This is a genomic window from Paracoccus angustae, from assembly GCF_042648745.1.
GTDB classification, from domain to species: Bacteria; Pseudomonadota; Alphaproteobacteria; order Rhodobacterales; family Rhodobacteraceae; genus Paracoccus; species Paracoccus angustae.
This window is the reverse complement of sequence record NZ_JBHRXY010000001.1, coordinates 508,776-521,358: the sequence shown is the minus strand read 5'-3', so window position 1 is coordinate 521,358 and position 12,583 is coordinate 508,776. Positions and strand designations below refer to the sequence as shown.

General features: G+C 64.6%; 13 protein-coding genes and 1 tRNA gene. 5 read left to right on the top strand and 9 right to left on the bottom strand.

The features are described 5' to 3' along the window. Positions 1 to 7 precede the first annotated feature (7 nt). A complete protein-coding gene (locus tag ACFOM8_RS02800) occupies positions 8 to 457 on the top strand; it encodes a F0F1 ATP synthase subunit epsilon (protein ID WP_377759084.1) in 450 nt (149 codons plus the stop codon). A 52-nt stretch (positions 458 to 509) separates the two neighbouring features. Here ACFOM8_RS02800 and ACFOM8_RS02795 read toward each other — a convergent pair whose 3' ends face one another. Beyond that, entirely contained in the window at positions 510 to 1,487 is a 978-nt protein-coding gene (locus tag ACFOM8_RS02795) for a GlxA family transcriptional regulator (RefSeq protein ID WP_377759082.1), read from the bottom strand. A 143-nt stretch (positions 1,488 to 1,630) separates the two neighbouring features. Here ACFOM8_RS02795 and ACFOM8_RS02790 point away from each other — a divergent pair, with 143 nt between their 5' ends. The 3 genes from ACFOM8_RS02790 (at position 1,631) to ACFOM8_RS02780 (ending at position 5,425) form a co-directional block, all read left to right on the top strand. Then, positions 1,631 to 3,040 (top strand): class II 3-deoxy-7-phosphoheptulonate synthase, encoded by a 1,410-nt coding sequence (locus ACFOM8_RS02790; protein ID WP_377759080.1) that lies wholly within the window; start codon positions 1,631 to 1,633, stop codon positions 3,038 to 3,040. 115 nt (positions 3,041 to 3,155) lie between these two features. Next, complete coding sequence (locus tag ACFOM8_RS02785; RefSeq protein WP_377759079.1) at positions 3,156 to 4,667, top strand: NCS1 family nucleobase:cation symporter-1; 1,512 nt, start codon at positions 3,156 to 3,158, stop codon at positions 4,665 to 4,667. A 227-nt stretch (positions 4,668 to 4,894) separates the two neighbouring features. Then, the gene (locus ACFOM8_RS02780; protein WP_377759078.1) at positions 4,895 to 5,425 is read left to right on the top strand and encodes a tyrosine-type recombinase/integrase; all 531 of its coding nucleotides are present in this window, start codon (positions 4,895 to 4,897) and stop codon (positions 5,423 to 5,425) included. A 98-nt stretch (positions 5,426 to 5,523) separates the two neighbouring features. On the opposite strand, the gene ACFOM8_RS02775 is transcribed toward ACFOM8_RS02780, so the two are convergent. Then, a complete protein-coding gene (locus ACFOM8_RS02775; protein ID WP_377759076.1) occupies positions 5,524 to 5,658 on the bottom strand; it encodes a hypothetical protein in 135 nt (44 codons plus the stop codon). Positions 5,659 to 6,107: 449 nt separating this feature from the next. On the opposite strand from ACFOM8_RS02775, the gene ACFOM8_RS02770 reads away from it, so the two are divergent. Next, on the top strand, positions 6,108 to 7,208 hold the full coding sequence (locus ACFOM8_RS02770) for a beta family protein (RefSeq protein WP_377759182.1): 1,101 nt from the start codon (positions 6,108 to 6,110) through the stop codon (positions 7,206 to 7,208). Here ACFOM8_RS02770 and ACFOM8_RS02765 read toward each other — a convergent pair. The 7 genes from ACFOM8_RS02765 to ACFOM8_RS02735 form a co-directional block, all read right to left on the bottom strand. Continuing rightward, positions 7,159 to 7,749, bottom strand: a complete 591-nt coding sequence (locus tag ACFOM8_RS02765; RefSeq protein WP_377759075.1) for a sce7726 family protein — start codon at positions 7,747 to 7,749, stop codon at positions 7,159 to 7,161. The genes ACFOM8_RS02770 and ACFOM8_RS02765 overlap by 50 nt on opposite strands. Positions 7,750 to 7,853: 104 nt before the next feature. Further along, the gene (locus tag ACFOM8_RS02760) at positions 7,854 to 8,285 is read right to left on the bottom strand and encodes a hypothetical protein (protein ID WP_377759074.1); all 432 of its coding nucleotides are present in this window, start codon (positions 8,283 to 8,285) and stop codon (positions 7,854 to 7,856) included. 45 nt (positions 8,286 to 8,330) lie between these two features. Further along, a complete protein-coding gene (locus ACFOM8_RS02755; RefSeq protein WP_377759072.1) occupies positions 8,331 to 8,564 on the bottom strand; it encodes a hypothetical protein in 234 nt (77 codons plus the stop codon). Between the two features lie 529 nt (positions 8,565 to 9,093). Further along, positions 9,094 to 9,169 (bottom strand) — tRNA-Ala (locus tag ACFOM8_RS02750). A 34-nt stretch (positions 9,170 to 9,203) separates the two neighbouring features. Beyond that, positions 9,204 to 10,559: a cytochrome P450 gene (locus ACFOM8_RS02745; RefSeq protein ID WP_377759070.1), complete on the bottom strand. Its 1,356-nt coding sequence runs from the start codon at positions 10,557 to 10,559 to the stop codon at positions 9,204 to 9,206. Next, a complete protein-coding gene (locus ACFOM8_RS02740) occupies positions 10,556 to 11,749 on the bottom strand; it encodes a hypothetical protein (RefSeq protein WP_377759181.1) in 1,194 nt (397 codons plus the stop codon). The genes ACFOM8_RS02745 and ACFOM8_RS02740 overlap by 4 nt, the downstream gene beginning before the upstream one ends. 72 nt (positions 11,750 to 11,821) lie before the next feature. Beyond that, entirely contained in the window at positions 11,822 to 12,508 is a 687-nt protein-coding gene (locus ACFOM8_RS02735) for a M48 family metallopeptidase (RefSeq protein WP_377759068.1), read from the bottom strand. Between the last annotated feature and the right edge of the window lie 75 nt (positions 12,509 to 12,583).

The window sequence follows — 12,583 nt, the reverse complement described above, 5'->3', positions numbered from 1 at the left end:
GGGCGAGATGGCCGATACCATGCAGTTCGACCTCGTGTCGCCGGAACGGAGCCTTGTCTCCGTTCCCGTGCGCGAGGTGCGCCTGCCGGGCACGGATGGCGACCTGACCGCCATGCCCGGCCATGCGCCCACCATTGTCACGCTGCGGCCGGGGCTGGTCACGGTGATCGGCGCCGACGGATCGGCGACCGACTTCGCGGTGACCGGCGGCTTTGTCGAGATCAACGGCGACTCGGTCAGCCTTCTGGCCGAACGCGGCCATCGCCGCGAGGAGATCACGCAAGAGATCTTCAACGAGATGATGGCCGATGCGCACCGCAACCGCCGCGCGGCCGAGGCCAAGCGCGACGCCGCGGGCGAGGACGTGGTCACCGCCGCGGCCAAGCTGCTGGCGGATATGGAGGCCATGGGCACCCATATCGGCCTGGATCCGAACCAAGCGAACTTCCCGGACTGATCGGTCCGGGACCGCGACAAACCCCGGCGCGGCACCCCGCGCCGGGGTTTTCCTATGCCGAAGCTGCCGCCCCGGTTCCCCGTTCGCGATAGGGCGTGCTGCCGTAAAACGCGCGGTAGCATTTCGAGAAATGCGAAGGGCTGGAAAAGCCCGACGCCAGCGCGATCTCGATGATGGACATTTCGGTCTGCATCAGCAGGTTGCGCGCGCGCGCCAGCCGCGTTTCCATGTAATACCGCTTGGGGCTGCGGTTCAGATACCGGCGGAACAGCCGTTCCAGCTGCCGGGTGGACATGCCCGCGTCGGCTGCCAGCCGAGCGGGGCTGATCGGTTCCTCCAGGTTCGCCTCCATCCGCGCGATCACGGCGGCAAGGCGGGGATGGCGCACGCCGATCCGCGTCGGGATCGACAGGCGCTGGCGGTCCTGGTCGGTGCGGATGGCGGTGTGCAGCATCTGGTCGGCCACCTCGGTCGCCAGCGCGTCGCCATGCGCCTCGGCGATCAGGTGCAGCATCAGGTCGATGGAGGACGTGCCGCCCGCCGCCGTCAGCCGGTTGCCGTCGTTCACGAAGATCGACCGATACAGATCCACCTGCGGAAAGGCTTCGGCAAAGCCGTCGTGGTTTTCCCAATGGATCGTGGCCTTGCGCCCGTCCAGCAGCCCGGCCTCGGCCAGGATCCAGGCGCCGGTGCAGACGCCCCCCACCGTCGCGCCGCCGCGCGCCTGCTTGCGCAGCCAGTTCAGCACCGGCTTTGTGGCCGCCCGCGCGATGTCGGTTCCCCCGCAGACGATCACCACGTCGTCGCGCTCTGCCGCGGTTTCCGCGTCCATCGTCGCGTCCAGCACGACCTGCGCCCCGTTCGAACAGGTGGCGTGGTCCTTGCCCGGCCCGACCAGCCGCCAGTTGTACAGCGTCCGGCCCGCCGCGCGGTTGGCCAGGCGCAACGGCTCGATCGCCGCGGTGAAGGGCAGCATGGTGAAACGATCCAGCAGCAGGAACGTGAAGCGGCGGGGCTTGTCGGATGGCATGGGGGCTGTCTTTGCGCGTGATCGAACGACATCATCAGGGAATCCGGCCTGCCGCAAGAGGGAGCAGGGGCCTTGCAGTCCGGCTTTTCCTTTGCCCTCATCCCGTCTATACCGTCACGATCATTTCCAAAGGAGTCCGTGCCATGACGCAGGAGAACCGCAAGACCGCCACCCAAAGCTGGGACAAGGCCGGCTGGCGCGCCTATCCTCGCGTCCAGATGCCGGATTATACCGACCCCGCCGCGCTGGAGGCCGTGGAGGCGCAGTTGCGCCGCTATCCGCCCCTGGTCTTCGCGGGCGAGGCGCGCCGCCTGAAGGCCGAGCTGGCGCAGGCCGCCCAGGGCCGCGCCTTTCTGCTGCAAGGCGGGGACTGCGCGGAAAGCTTTGCCGAATTCAGCGCCGACAACATCCGCGACACCTTCAAGGTGCTGTTGCAGATGGCCGTGGTGCTGACCTGGGGGGCGCAGATGCCGGTGATCAAGGTCGGCCGGATGGCCGGGCAATTCGCCAAGCCCCGCAGCGCGCCCACCGAGATGATGAACGGGGTCGAGCTGCCCTCGTATCGCGGCGACATCATCAACGGCTTCGACTTCACGGCGGATTCGCGCATTCCCGATCCGCAGCGGATGCTGGCGGCCTATACCCAGGCGGCGGCGTCCCTGAACCTGCTGCGGGCGTTTTCCACCGGCGGCTTCGCCGACATGCACCGCGTCCAAAGCTGGATCGCCGATTTCGTGGGCGGGCCCGAGGCCGCGAAATACCGCGACATCGCGAACCGCATCGGCGACGCCATGGCCTTCATGCAGGCGGCGGGCGTGAACTCGGACACGGCGCATCAGTTGTCCAAGGTCGATTTCTACACCAGCCACGAGGCGCTGCTGCTGGAATACGAGGAAGCCTTGGCGCGCGTCGATTCGACCACCGGCCTGCCGGTCGCGGGGTCGGGCCACATGATCTGGATCGGCGACCGCACCCGTCAGGTGGACGGCGCCCATGTCGAATTCTGCCGGGGCGTGCAGAACCCCATCGGTCTCAAATGCGGTCCGACCACCACGGCGGAAGACCTCAAGATGCTGATGGCCAGGCTGAACCCCGACAACGAGCCGGGGCGGCTGACGCTGATCGCGCGGTTCGGGGCGGGCAAGGTGGGCGACCACCTGCCGCGCCTGATTCAGACCGTGCAGGCCGAGGGCGCGGATGTCGTCTGGTCCTGCGACCCGATGCATGGCAACGTCATCAAGTCCTCGACCGGCTACAAGACGCGGGCTTTCGACTCGATCCTGCGCGAGGTGCGCGAGTTCTTCGCCGTCCACAAGGCCGAGGGCACCATCCCCGGCGGCGTGCATTTCGAGATGACCGGCAAGGATGTGACCGAATGCACCGGCGGCGTCCGCGCCGTGACCGACGAGGATCTGTCCGACCGTTATCACACCGCCTGCGACCCGCGCCTGAACGCCAGCCAGTCGCTGGAACTGGCCTTCCTTGTGGCCGAGGAGTTGCGCAACCGCCGCGAAGCCGCCGTCCAGGCCCAGCCAAGCGCCCTGGCGGGATAGAACCCGGACAGCCGCCGGTTCCCCTGGCGGCTGTTTCACTTGATGCCGATTTGCCGCGCCCGTTCAGCTTTCCTGCCGCGCCGCGCCGATAAATCTTCCCACAAATCCGCGATGCATGATGCTGTGGTTCCATCGGAACCGCAGCCTGTCGCCATGGCACCCGCCCGGCAGCCCCGAAACGAGGGTCTTCATGCAGCTACAAAACCCATCGCCCGCACTTTACAACGAGGATCTGGCCCCCGCGCGGGAACGCAAATGGGGCGCCTTCTCGATCTTCAACGTCTGGACCTCGGACGTGCACAGCCTTTGGGGCTATTACCTCGCCGCCAGCCTGTTCCTGCTGTGCGGCAGCTTCGTCAACTTCGTGCTGGCGATCGGCATTGGGTCGCTGGTGATCTTTGTCCTGATGACCATGGTGGGCAATGCGGGTGTGCGCACGGGCGTTCCCTTTCCGGTGCTGGCACGCGCCTCGTTCGGCACCTTCGGCGCCAACGTCCCGGCGCTTGTCCGCGCGGTCGTCGCCTGCTTCTGGTACGGCGCGCAGACCGCCGCCGCGGCGGGCGCCCTGGTGGCCCTGCTGGTCCGCAGCCCCGCGCTGCTGGAGTTCCACCAGACCAGCTTCATGCTGGGCCATTCCACCCTGACCTTCATCTGCTTCCTGATCGTCTGGGGCGCGCAGCTTCTGATCATCCAGAACGGGATGGAGACGGTCCGCCGCTTCCAGGACTGGGCCGGTCCGGCCGTCTGGATCGTGATGCTGGTTCTGGCGGTGTATCTGGTCGCGAAATCCGGCACCTTCTCCTTCGGATCCGAGATCCCGCAGGACGTGCTGATCGCCGCCACGCGCGACGCGGGCGTCACCGCAGCCCCCGTCAGCTTTGCCGCGCTGGCCGCCGTGGCCGCCACCTGGATCACCTATTTCGCGGCGCTTTATCTGAACTTCTGCGACTTTTCGCGCTATGCCACCGACGAACGCGCGCTGATGAAGGGCAACCTTTGGGGCCTGCCGGTGAACCTGCTGGCCTTCTGCCTGGTCGCGGGCGTCACCACCACCGCCGCCTATGCGGTGTATGGCGAGGTGCTGATCCATCCCGAACAGATCTCGGCCAAGTTCGACAGCCTGTTTCTGGCGATCCTGGCGGCCCTGACCTTTGCCGTGGCGACGCTGGGGATCAACGTGGTGGCCAACTTCGTTTCGGCGGCCTTCGATTTTTCCAACACGTTTCCCTCGCGGATTTCCTTCAAGGGCGGCGGTTACATCGCGGCGCTGATCTCGCTGGCGCTGTTTCCCTGGGCGCCGTGGGAAACCGGAGCGGCGCAGTTCGTCAACTTCATCGGTTCGACCATGGGTCCGATCTTCGGGATCATCATGGTGGACTATTACCTGATCCGCAAATCCCGCCTGGATGTCGCGGCGCTTTATCAGGAAGACGGAGAGTTCCGCTTTGGCAGCGGCTGGCATTCCAAGGCCTTTGTCGCCTTTGGCATCGGCATCGTCTTTTCGTCGATCCTGCCGACCTTCACCACGCTGCTGCCGGCCTGGTGGGGCACCTATGGCTGGTTCTTCGGCGTGGCCGTGGGCGGTGCGGTCTACCACGCCCTGCGGCGCCAGGAGGCACGGGCCTGACGGAAAGGGCGCGGTGTGGATCGCGCCCCGAAACCAACGGACATGTCCTGAAATTGGTGGAGCCGAAGTCTACCGAACTACCTTCTCTCGTGCTCCATCAATAACTCCACAAGTCCAGCAATATTTGACTAAAATGTCTGTGGTGCTATCCCTTCGTCTATCTCGTTTTCTCATCGTCTGGCTATTACTGGTGGGACAAATGGCGGGACAGGACAGAAGGACAGGACATGCCCAAGCTCTCGGTAAAGTCGATCGCGGCACTTAAGGAGCCGGGCATGTATTCCGATGACGATACGCCAGGCCTTTACCTGCGGATCGGACCTACTGGCGCCAAGTCGTGGATCCTCCGCACGCTGGTTCATGGCAAGCGCCGCGAAATGGGCCTTGGTTCGGTGAATGTCGTCGGACTTGCAGAGGCGCGCGATCTGGCCCGCTCGCATCGCAAGTCTGCCCGGCAGGGGGGCGATCCTCTAGCCGAGCGTAAGCGCGCCAAGGGTATTCCGACCTTCCACGACGCGGCCAAGACTGTCCACGAAGCGCTGCTCCCCACTTGGCGGAACAAGAAGCATGCAGAGACTTGGCTTGCGACAGTCGAAGCCTATGCCGTCCCAAAGATCGGATCGCGGCCGATCGACACCATCAGCAGCGGTGACGTCCTCGAAATCCTTTCTCCGATTTGGACCTCCAAGCCTGAGACAGCAAAGCGCCTCAAGCAGCGCCTTGGGACCGTCATGGATTGGGCGAAGGGCAAAGGCTAGGCGCCTACTGGCACTCTGAGGGTCTCGTAGTGCTCGTGGGCACCGTCACTGCCTGAGGGCTGCACGTCAGTGCTGCACCCGTACCACAGCAGCTTCGCCTATTGCGTCTGCTTATCCGAACCGAGCGAAAGCCCGACTTCGATGAGGCTGTCGATGATGTCGCTGTAAGGCTCAGTCACGTTGATCAATGTGCCATCAGTCAGCTTGACTTCGGTGCCCGCATCGTCTGCCACTTCTCGCACCGAGATGATGTGATCGATAGCAACAGCGATCTTGCTTGGCTATCCACCATCCCGTGGCTTGGGCAGCTTTCATAGCGGCAAGCAGCTTCTCGTCATTCATCTGGACCCCATGAAAATCCGTGACTGATGCCGCTGCCCGTGAGGAACTCCACCCCTTAGCCTACTAGGCGACAGCAGCACTGGCGCTGAAGGACAGCATTTATTGGGCTGTCCGCACATGTACGAGGCGTGAGCCAGTTTCACGGCTGGCAACTGTTCGTATCAAAAAGCAGCTTTAGAACCGTCGTACAATGCAGCTTTACTGCGGTTAGCTGCTTGCAACGATTTGGTTGAACCACTCACTGCGTTGCTGGCCAACTCGCCTGCAGCGATTGTGATAGAGTGCCTGATTACATTTGCAATCAGTCTCGCTTCTCTGATCTTCTGAGCACTGTAAGCAGATTAGCGAATCATTCTCTGAGAACATCAATGCCTTACCGACCAATACTGCGCTTCAAGCGGGGCGAGCAAACAGCTCTTGCGAACCTCGAAAGTCACCAAAAAGCAGCCACAATACCTCTGCTGAACATTGCTTCTCATGCGTTCAATCCCCACCCGGTGGAAATAGAGATGGAGCCTTCGATCAGCGCATTGTGCAGGATGCTGAAAGGCTGAACTCAGCATGGGCTGGTTACGCTGCAGCAGTTGACCTCGGCGATATTGCCCCTGACGCGCGTTGCGCCGGCGGCGTCCATCCTGTGCGGCATTTCTTCGATAGCCTTGCCACTATCAGCGAGCGGGTGCTCGCTAGGCCTGTGCTGCGCTGGGAAAGCGATGATGACTTTGTGAGAGCAGTTGCATCGGTTTGCATAGACTTTGGCGTCAGGCCTGTTTTTCGCATGACACCAGATGATCTTGCAGAACCGGATATCGGTATTGTCGTGCGGGACATGCTAGGCGAATGCCATGTGCAACCCGCTGGCGCGGACTTCGTGGTTGATATGAGTTATATCTCAACCACCGGCCGCTCGGTTATAACAGCCCGTGGCGCCCTGGCGGCGGTACCTTTTGTTGCTGACTGGGCAGAGCTTGCGCTGGTTTCTGGGTCTTTTCCCGAGAACCTTTCCGGTTTCACTGTTGGCACCCACGTTATAGAGCGGCATGAGTGGCCTGTATGGCTTTCGAACAGGGATGTAGCGGGCCGGGCTGTCAGCTATGGCGATTATGCGACGATCCACCCGATCGCAGTTGAGGAGGGGCTGGATCCTAGGACGATGAACCCCACTGCCAGTGTACGCTACACCTTCGAGGATACTTGGATCCTCATTCGGGGCCAAGGAACGCGGACGCGCGGTAGCCAAGGATTTGCCCAGTTCCTTGGACATGCCGACACAATTGTAGCCATGCCGCAGTATCGGGGGGAGCCTTTTTCGTTCGGAGACGGGAGGATCATGCGTATCCACCGCCGCACTGAGGGTCAGGGTAATTTGGAGACGTGGGTGACGATTGGCGTCAACCACCACATCGCTGAAATCGTCGATCAACTCTCCAACCAGCCCTAGTCTTGAGGGTGGTACGGACCTCGGCACGTATTACGTCGAGGTCCAGCGCCTCTGCAAGGCGCTCGTACAGAGCCTCGCGGGGCTTGCTTTTTACTCCGCGTGCTGCACCATGGCGCTCCAAGACTGCTAACGCTTCGTCCCGCCACAAGAGAGATGCAAGCGTGGCAGCATCCAGAACGGGGTTCATTTCCGGCAGTCGCTCGCGTGTGAGTTCAACGCCGTCCGCGCACTTGCTGGCCACAGCAAGCCCCCACCAGTCAGGGATCAACTTCTCTGCTGCTTCACGGTGGTTCTCAGCAACCACAAGGCTGATCCTGTCCAAGACCTTGTTGTAAAGATCGCGCTGGACTGGAAGGCGTTCTAATGTGTCGCGCTCGCTCTTCAGTTCAAAGCCTTCTATCTGGCCGTTGATCACCGCAATATCGATGCGGGTTGCGCCGTTCAGAATGCCCAGTTCATCCAGCATCAGCGTGTCAGCGTCGCCAGCATGCTGAGCATTTAGCACTCGCCACACGCTATCTCTGACGTCCTTGTCGCGCATTTCTGCCCTTGTTGGTTCGCGGTTTCGATCGCGCCGCGCTATAGTGCTTTGTCTCAGGGTTGTCACCGCTTACTGCCATAGAGGTCAATACGCGGAAGCGTGATCTACTGACCGCCTTCGATATCCACGATCCGCGCCCCTGGCCGCACGAACTCATAGCCGCCCCCGCCAATATTGGTGCTGGCATCGACGTGGACCGCCACTGCCGGCGCCTTCCCATCCTGAAGCAGGATCTCGATCAACTTCACCTTCACCCTGTCGTCTGTCTTGTCGCTGTTCAGTAGATCCAATGCGACATCCAGCGCGCGGGCCCGGTGAAGCGCACGCTTGGAGTTCACCTCCGCCACAAAGCGCGCCTGGGTCTGGCTGAGCAGATCGGCTACCGCAGGACGCTGCAGCGCCTTGGCAAAGCCTGTGCGAGATAGACCGGCCTCCTCGGCCGCGGCGGCAATCGAAAGGCCTTTGCAGACACGCGCCTCAATGGCTTCTCGAACCTTGGGCGAAATACGGGGCGCTTGGCGGGGCTGATCTGTCATAGCGCCATATGCGCCCGCTGCAGCCGCGCAGAGGATGCACGAAGATCAGCGGCCCAGCAGGTGCTCAAGATCGGCGCGCATTTCCTTCTGCTTGGCACGGCCCTGCCAGTAGAACCCAAGCCCCACTGCCAAACCGACGCCCAGACCGACCCATTCGCTGATCTGCGCCATGCCAGTGGAGTTCAGAAAATAGAGCACCGCACAGGAACCCCAACCAAAGACGAGAGCGCGAGTTACAGGCGTTTCTCCAAGCCTGCGGCCATAGTGCGCCTCGACCATCAGCCTAGCTTCGCCCTCACTCAGATCAGGAACCGTTCGATCAGCAAGCCCATATGGCCATCGCTTCATCGCATCACCCCAGAACTATGAACAAACTTCACACAGGGCTGGCATCCGCCCTATGGCCAGTGTGCATTATTTTCACAAAAAATAGGAAAAATTTGCGTGGCGTCCGAGGGGCACACGAGTAGAGGATCAGCGCCGCCGGATTTTACCCCCACCCCCTGCCTGATCGATGCCCCCACTCCCAGGGGTGCCCCCCGGTCTCGGCAGCGCAGGTCTGTCCAACCTTGACATCGCAATTAGGACGGCAAGTCGCGCTGCCTTATTGCCAATCCCGCCCAGTGTTACTCCATGCTGTGTCCAGCATCTCTTTCCAACAAGACCCACCAAATACCCATCGCGCAGTCATGCAGGGCTGGGGGGAAGCAAATGGCTGCCGAAGAACCTGGTGGTGGGTTTTTTGGCGGGACAGCGGAAATCTGAAAGAAGATTGTCCAATAGTTTCAATGAAGTAATGGGATTGGTCTGGTGGAGCCGAGGGGAATCGAACCCCTGGCCTCGTCATTGCGAACGACGCGCTCTACCAACTGAGCTACGGCCCCACTGGCGCCCTTTTTGTCCCATGACGAGGGAATGTCAAGCGGGGGACGAGAGGTTTTCGCGCGGCGTCAGGCGGATGGCGATGCCGTCGCGGCCGCGGACGGTCAGGCGGGCGACGGGAACGGGAGGCCTGGTCCCCGGCTCGAGGCGGAAGGCCGCGACGATGCGGGCCAGCATCGCAACGCCCTCGACCATGGCAAAGCCCGCGCCGGGGCAGACGCGCCGGCCTGCGGAAAAGGGGATAAAGGCGTCGCGGGCGCTGGCCTTGCCCTCGGGGCGGGTCCAGCGGCCTGGATCGAAATCGTCGGGCCGGTCCCACAGGCGACGGTGGCGATGCAGGTGCCAGGGCGACAGGACCAGTTGCGCCCCGGCGGGCACGGGGCGGTCGCGCATCGTTTCCGGCAAGGCTGCCTGCCGGACCATCATCGGAACGGGGGGATAAAGGCGCAGCGCCTCGCGGAAGACGGCGCGGGTGGTGCGCAGGGCGTTGAGCCCGGCCATGTCGGGCGTCAGGCCGGAGGCCTCGGCAGCGACGGCGTTCTGCCATTCGGGATGGGCGGCCAGCAGCCACAGCGCCCAGGCCAGGGCCGAGGCGCTGGTCTCGTGCCCGGCCAGGAAGAAGATCGCCACTTGGTCCACCATCTCGGGCGCGGAAAAGCAGCGGCCCGTCTGCGGATCCGGCGTGGTCATGATCCGCGTGGCTAGGTCGTCGGGGGCGCGGCCGTCGCGGATCGCCTCCATGCGGTCCGCGACAAGGGTGGCGATCAGGCCCCGGATCTCGGCCGCGGTCCGGCGGGTGCGGCGCGAATGGGGGTGCGGCAGCCAGCGCGGCCAGGGCAGCAGGGCGGCGGGGTTGACCACGGGCTGCGCATCCTGATGGGCGCGGAAGGCGCGGAACACCCGGGCCGCGATGCGGTGCTCGATGGGCATCGAAAACAGCGCGCGAAAGATCACGTCTGCGGCGGCATGGCTGCATTCGGGCTCGATGTCCTGCTCGCCGGGGCGCAGGCGGGCCACGGTGGCGTCGGCCGCGGCGAGGATGGCGGGCAGGCTGTCGTGCAGGCGCCCCCCTTCGAAGGCGGGGTCGATGATGCGGCGCTGCGCGGCCCATTGCGCGCCGTCGGTGACGAAGACCGATTCGCCCAGCAGCGGCGCCAGCCCGGCGCGCAGCCGGTCCGACTTGGGGAAATCGTCCGGGCGGTCCTTCAGAATCAGGCGGACCAGCGCCGGGTCGTTGCAGACGAAGCTGTGGATCAGGGGGCTGCGGAACTCTGCCATCCAGGCGCGGTAAAGGCGTTCGGGCAGGGCCGACAGCAGGTCGCGGCGGAAGGCGCGGGCAAGGCGCAGGACGCCGCTCCGGCCTTCGGTCGTGGTGGGACGGGGCGGAATCATCGCAGTCCCGCGGCGGCAAGGGGCGCCGTGATCCGACCGGGCGAATGGGGGCGGTCCGCGAAGCGGTCGGCAAGGGTTCGCGGCCCTGCCGTGATGGCGAAATAGTCGTAATCGCCCGGCCGTTCGAAGGCGCAAAGATATTGCATGTGCCGCCGGATCCAGCGGTGGCGCAAGGCGCGCTGCTGGCGGGGCGACAGGGTCCGGGTGAAGGCGGCCGAGATCACCAGCGGCCAGCGCTGCCCCGGCCCGGCCATGCCCGTCGCGGCCACCGGGTCGCACAGCGCAAAGCTGCACGCATCGCCGGGCGCGGTGACATCCAGCCAGAACAGGTCCGGCCGCTCGGACAGGAAAGCCAGGTCGGCGCGCAGGCGATGCGCGCGCGGCAGAAAGGCCGCCATCGGCACCACATGGCCCAGGGTCAGCAGCGCAAGCGCGGGGCCGGTGCCTCCGGGCCCCCGGCGCAGGGCATCGGCCAGCAGCGACACCGCCAGATAGGCGCCCGAGGAATGGCCGACAACCAGAACCTCGTCGAGATCTTCGGCAAGGGCGTCGGAAAGGCGTTGCGTGAACCGGGCCAGGCGGTCTTCCAGGGCCGGGGGATAGGCGCCCCGCAGGCTGGCGGTGAAGGCATAATCGTGGATCAGGTAATGCGCGAACAGCCGGTGGTCCTGGGACTTGGCAAGAACCAGCGCGCCCCACGCGGCGGCCAGGGCAACGGCGGTCGCAAGCCAGAACAGGCCGGTCAGATCCGCGACGGCCCACCCCGCCAGCAGCGCGGCCAGAACCGCGCCAAGCAGTTGCAGCAGCAGCACCGCCACCGGATACAGCGCGGCCAGCACCGGACCCCGCCGCAGCCGCATCAGCCGCAGCAACGCGCCCGAACCGACATAAATCCATGCCGTCCGCAGCATCTGGGCATAGGTGGCCAGAATGCCCGTCCGCATCGAGGCCTGCACCAGATCGGACCAGACCAGCACCTCGGCCCGCGTCTCGGCCCGCCCGTCGGGAAAGCGCGCGCGCGTCTGCCAGCCGAAAGGCGTTCCCCGGGCGGGCCGTTCCATGATCAGGTCGTAGCCGCTGATCCGCGCCTGCTTTCGCGATTCGCGGCGATACATCTCGCGATAGCGCCGGGGAGGCATCGGATCGAAGCCGGGAAGATACAGAACCCGGCGGCGGAAGGGGCGCGTCATCATGCTGTCCAGTGGTGCGGGCGCAGCATAGGACAACCTCGGGGTGTCGCAAGCGCAATCCGTCCCGCGCCTTCAGCCTTGCCGCCAGCGGGTTTCCTGCGACTGGATGGCGGCAATGCGGCGGGCCACCGGCGGGTGGGACAGCAGCCAGGCGGGGGCCTGGCCCGCGCGGCCGCCGGTCAACCGGTCGAGCTTCTGGAACAGCGAGATCTGCGGCCCGGTGCCAAGCCCGGCCCGGATCAGCAGGGCGCTTGCGAAACGGTCGGCCTCGAATTCGTCGTCGCGCGACAGGCGGGCCGCGACGGCGGCGGCGACAAGTCCCGCGATCCACACGCCCAGGCCCGGGACGATGCGGCCCAGCACCCCGGCCAGCGCCATGCGGATGGCGTTCTGTCCCGCGAAGTCGATCATCCGCCGCCGCGCGTGCCCATGGGCGACATGGCCCAGCTCGTGGGCGATGACGCTGGCCAGTTCCTCGGGCGTGACCTCGCCCGCGTCCAGCTTGCGGATGAAGCCTCGGGTCAGGAAGATGCGCCCGTCGGGGGCGGCAAGACCGTTCACGGGCTCGACCTCGTAGACATGGGCGCGGACGGGAGGCAGGTCCATCGCCCGGCCCAGCCGTGCCAGCATGGGCGTCAGGCGCGGGTGGTTCAGGGGCGTCGATCGCTGGTCGAGATCCTGCTTCAGCCGCCACAGGGAAAAGAACCAGACGGCGGCCAGATACAGGATCAGCAGGATGATCGGCGTGAACTTCAGCATTACCGTTATATGGGCAGGCCGCGACCCCGGCGCCAGCCCATCCGCGGAACCCGCCACGCAATCGTCAGCCGCGTG

Excerpts from the sequence above, each read along its gene's own strand:
- ACFOM8_RS02800 (WP_377759084.1), top strand. The coding sequence starts at position 8 with ATGGCCGATACCATGCAGTTCGACCTCGTGTCGCCGGAACGGAGCCTT.
- ACFOM8_RS02795 (WP_377759082.1), bottom strand. The coding sequence starts at position 1,487 with ATGCCATCCGACAAGCCCCGCCGCTTCACGTTCCTGCTGCTGGATCGT.
- ACFOM8_RS02790 (WP_377759080.1), top strand. The coding sequence starts at position 1,631 with ATGACGCAGGAGAACCGCAAGACCGCCACCCAAAGCTGGGACAAGGCC.
- ACFOM8_RS02785 (WP_377759079.1), top strand. The coding sequence starts at position 3,156 with ATGATGCTGTGGTTCCATCGGAACCGCAGCCTGTCGCCATGGCACCCG.
- ACFOM8_RS02780 (WP_377759078.1), top strand. The coding sequence starts at position 4,895 with ATGCCCAAGCTCTCGGTAAAGTCGATCGCGGCACTTAAGGAGCCGGGC.
- ACFOM8_RS02765 (WP_377759075.1), bottom strand. The coding sequence starts at position 7,749 with ATGCGCGACAAGGACGTCAGAGATAGCGTGTGGCGAGTGCTAAATGCT.
- ACFOM8_RS02760 (WP_377759074.1), bottom strand. The coding sequence starts at position 8,285 with ATGACAGATCAGCCCCGCCAAGCGCCCCGTATTTCGCCCAAGGTTCGA.
- ACFOM8_RS02755 (WP_377759072.1), bottom strand. The coding sequence starts at position 8,564 with ATGGTCGAGGCGCACTATGGCCGCAGGCTTGGAGAAACGCCTGTAACT.
- ACFOM8_RS02745 (WP_377759070.1), bottom strand. The coding sequence starts at position 10,559 with ATGATTCCGCCCCGTCCCACCACGACCGAAGGCCGGAGCGGCGTCCTG.
- ACFOM8_RS02740 (WP_377759181.1), bottom strand. The coding sequence starts at position 11,749 with ATGACGCGCCCCTTCCGCCGCCGGGTTCTGTATCTTCCCGGCTTCGAT.
- ACFOM8_RS02735 (WP_377759068.1), bottom strand. The coding sequence starts at position 12,508 with ATGCTGAAGTTCACGCCGATCATCCTGCTGATCCTGTATCTGGCCGCC.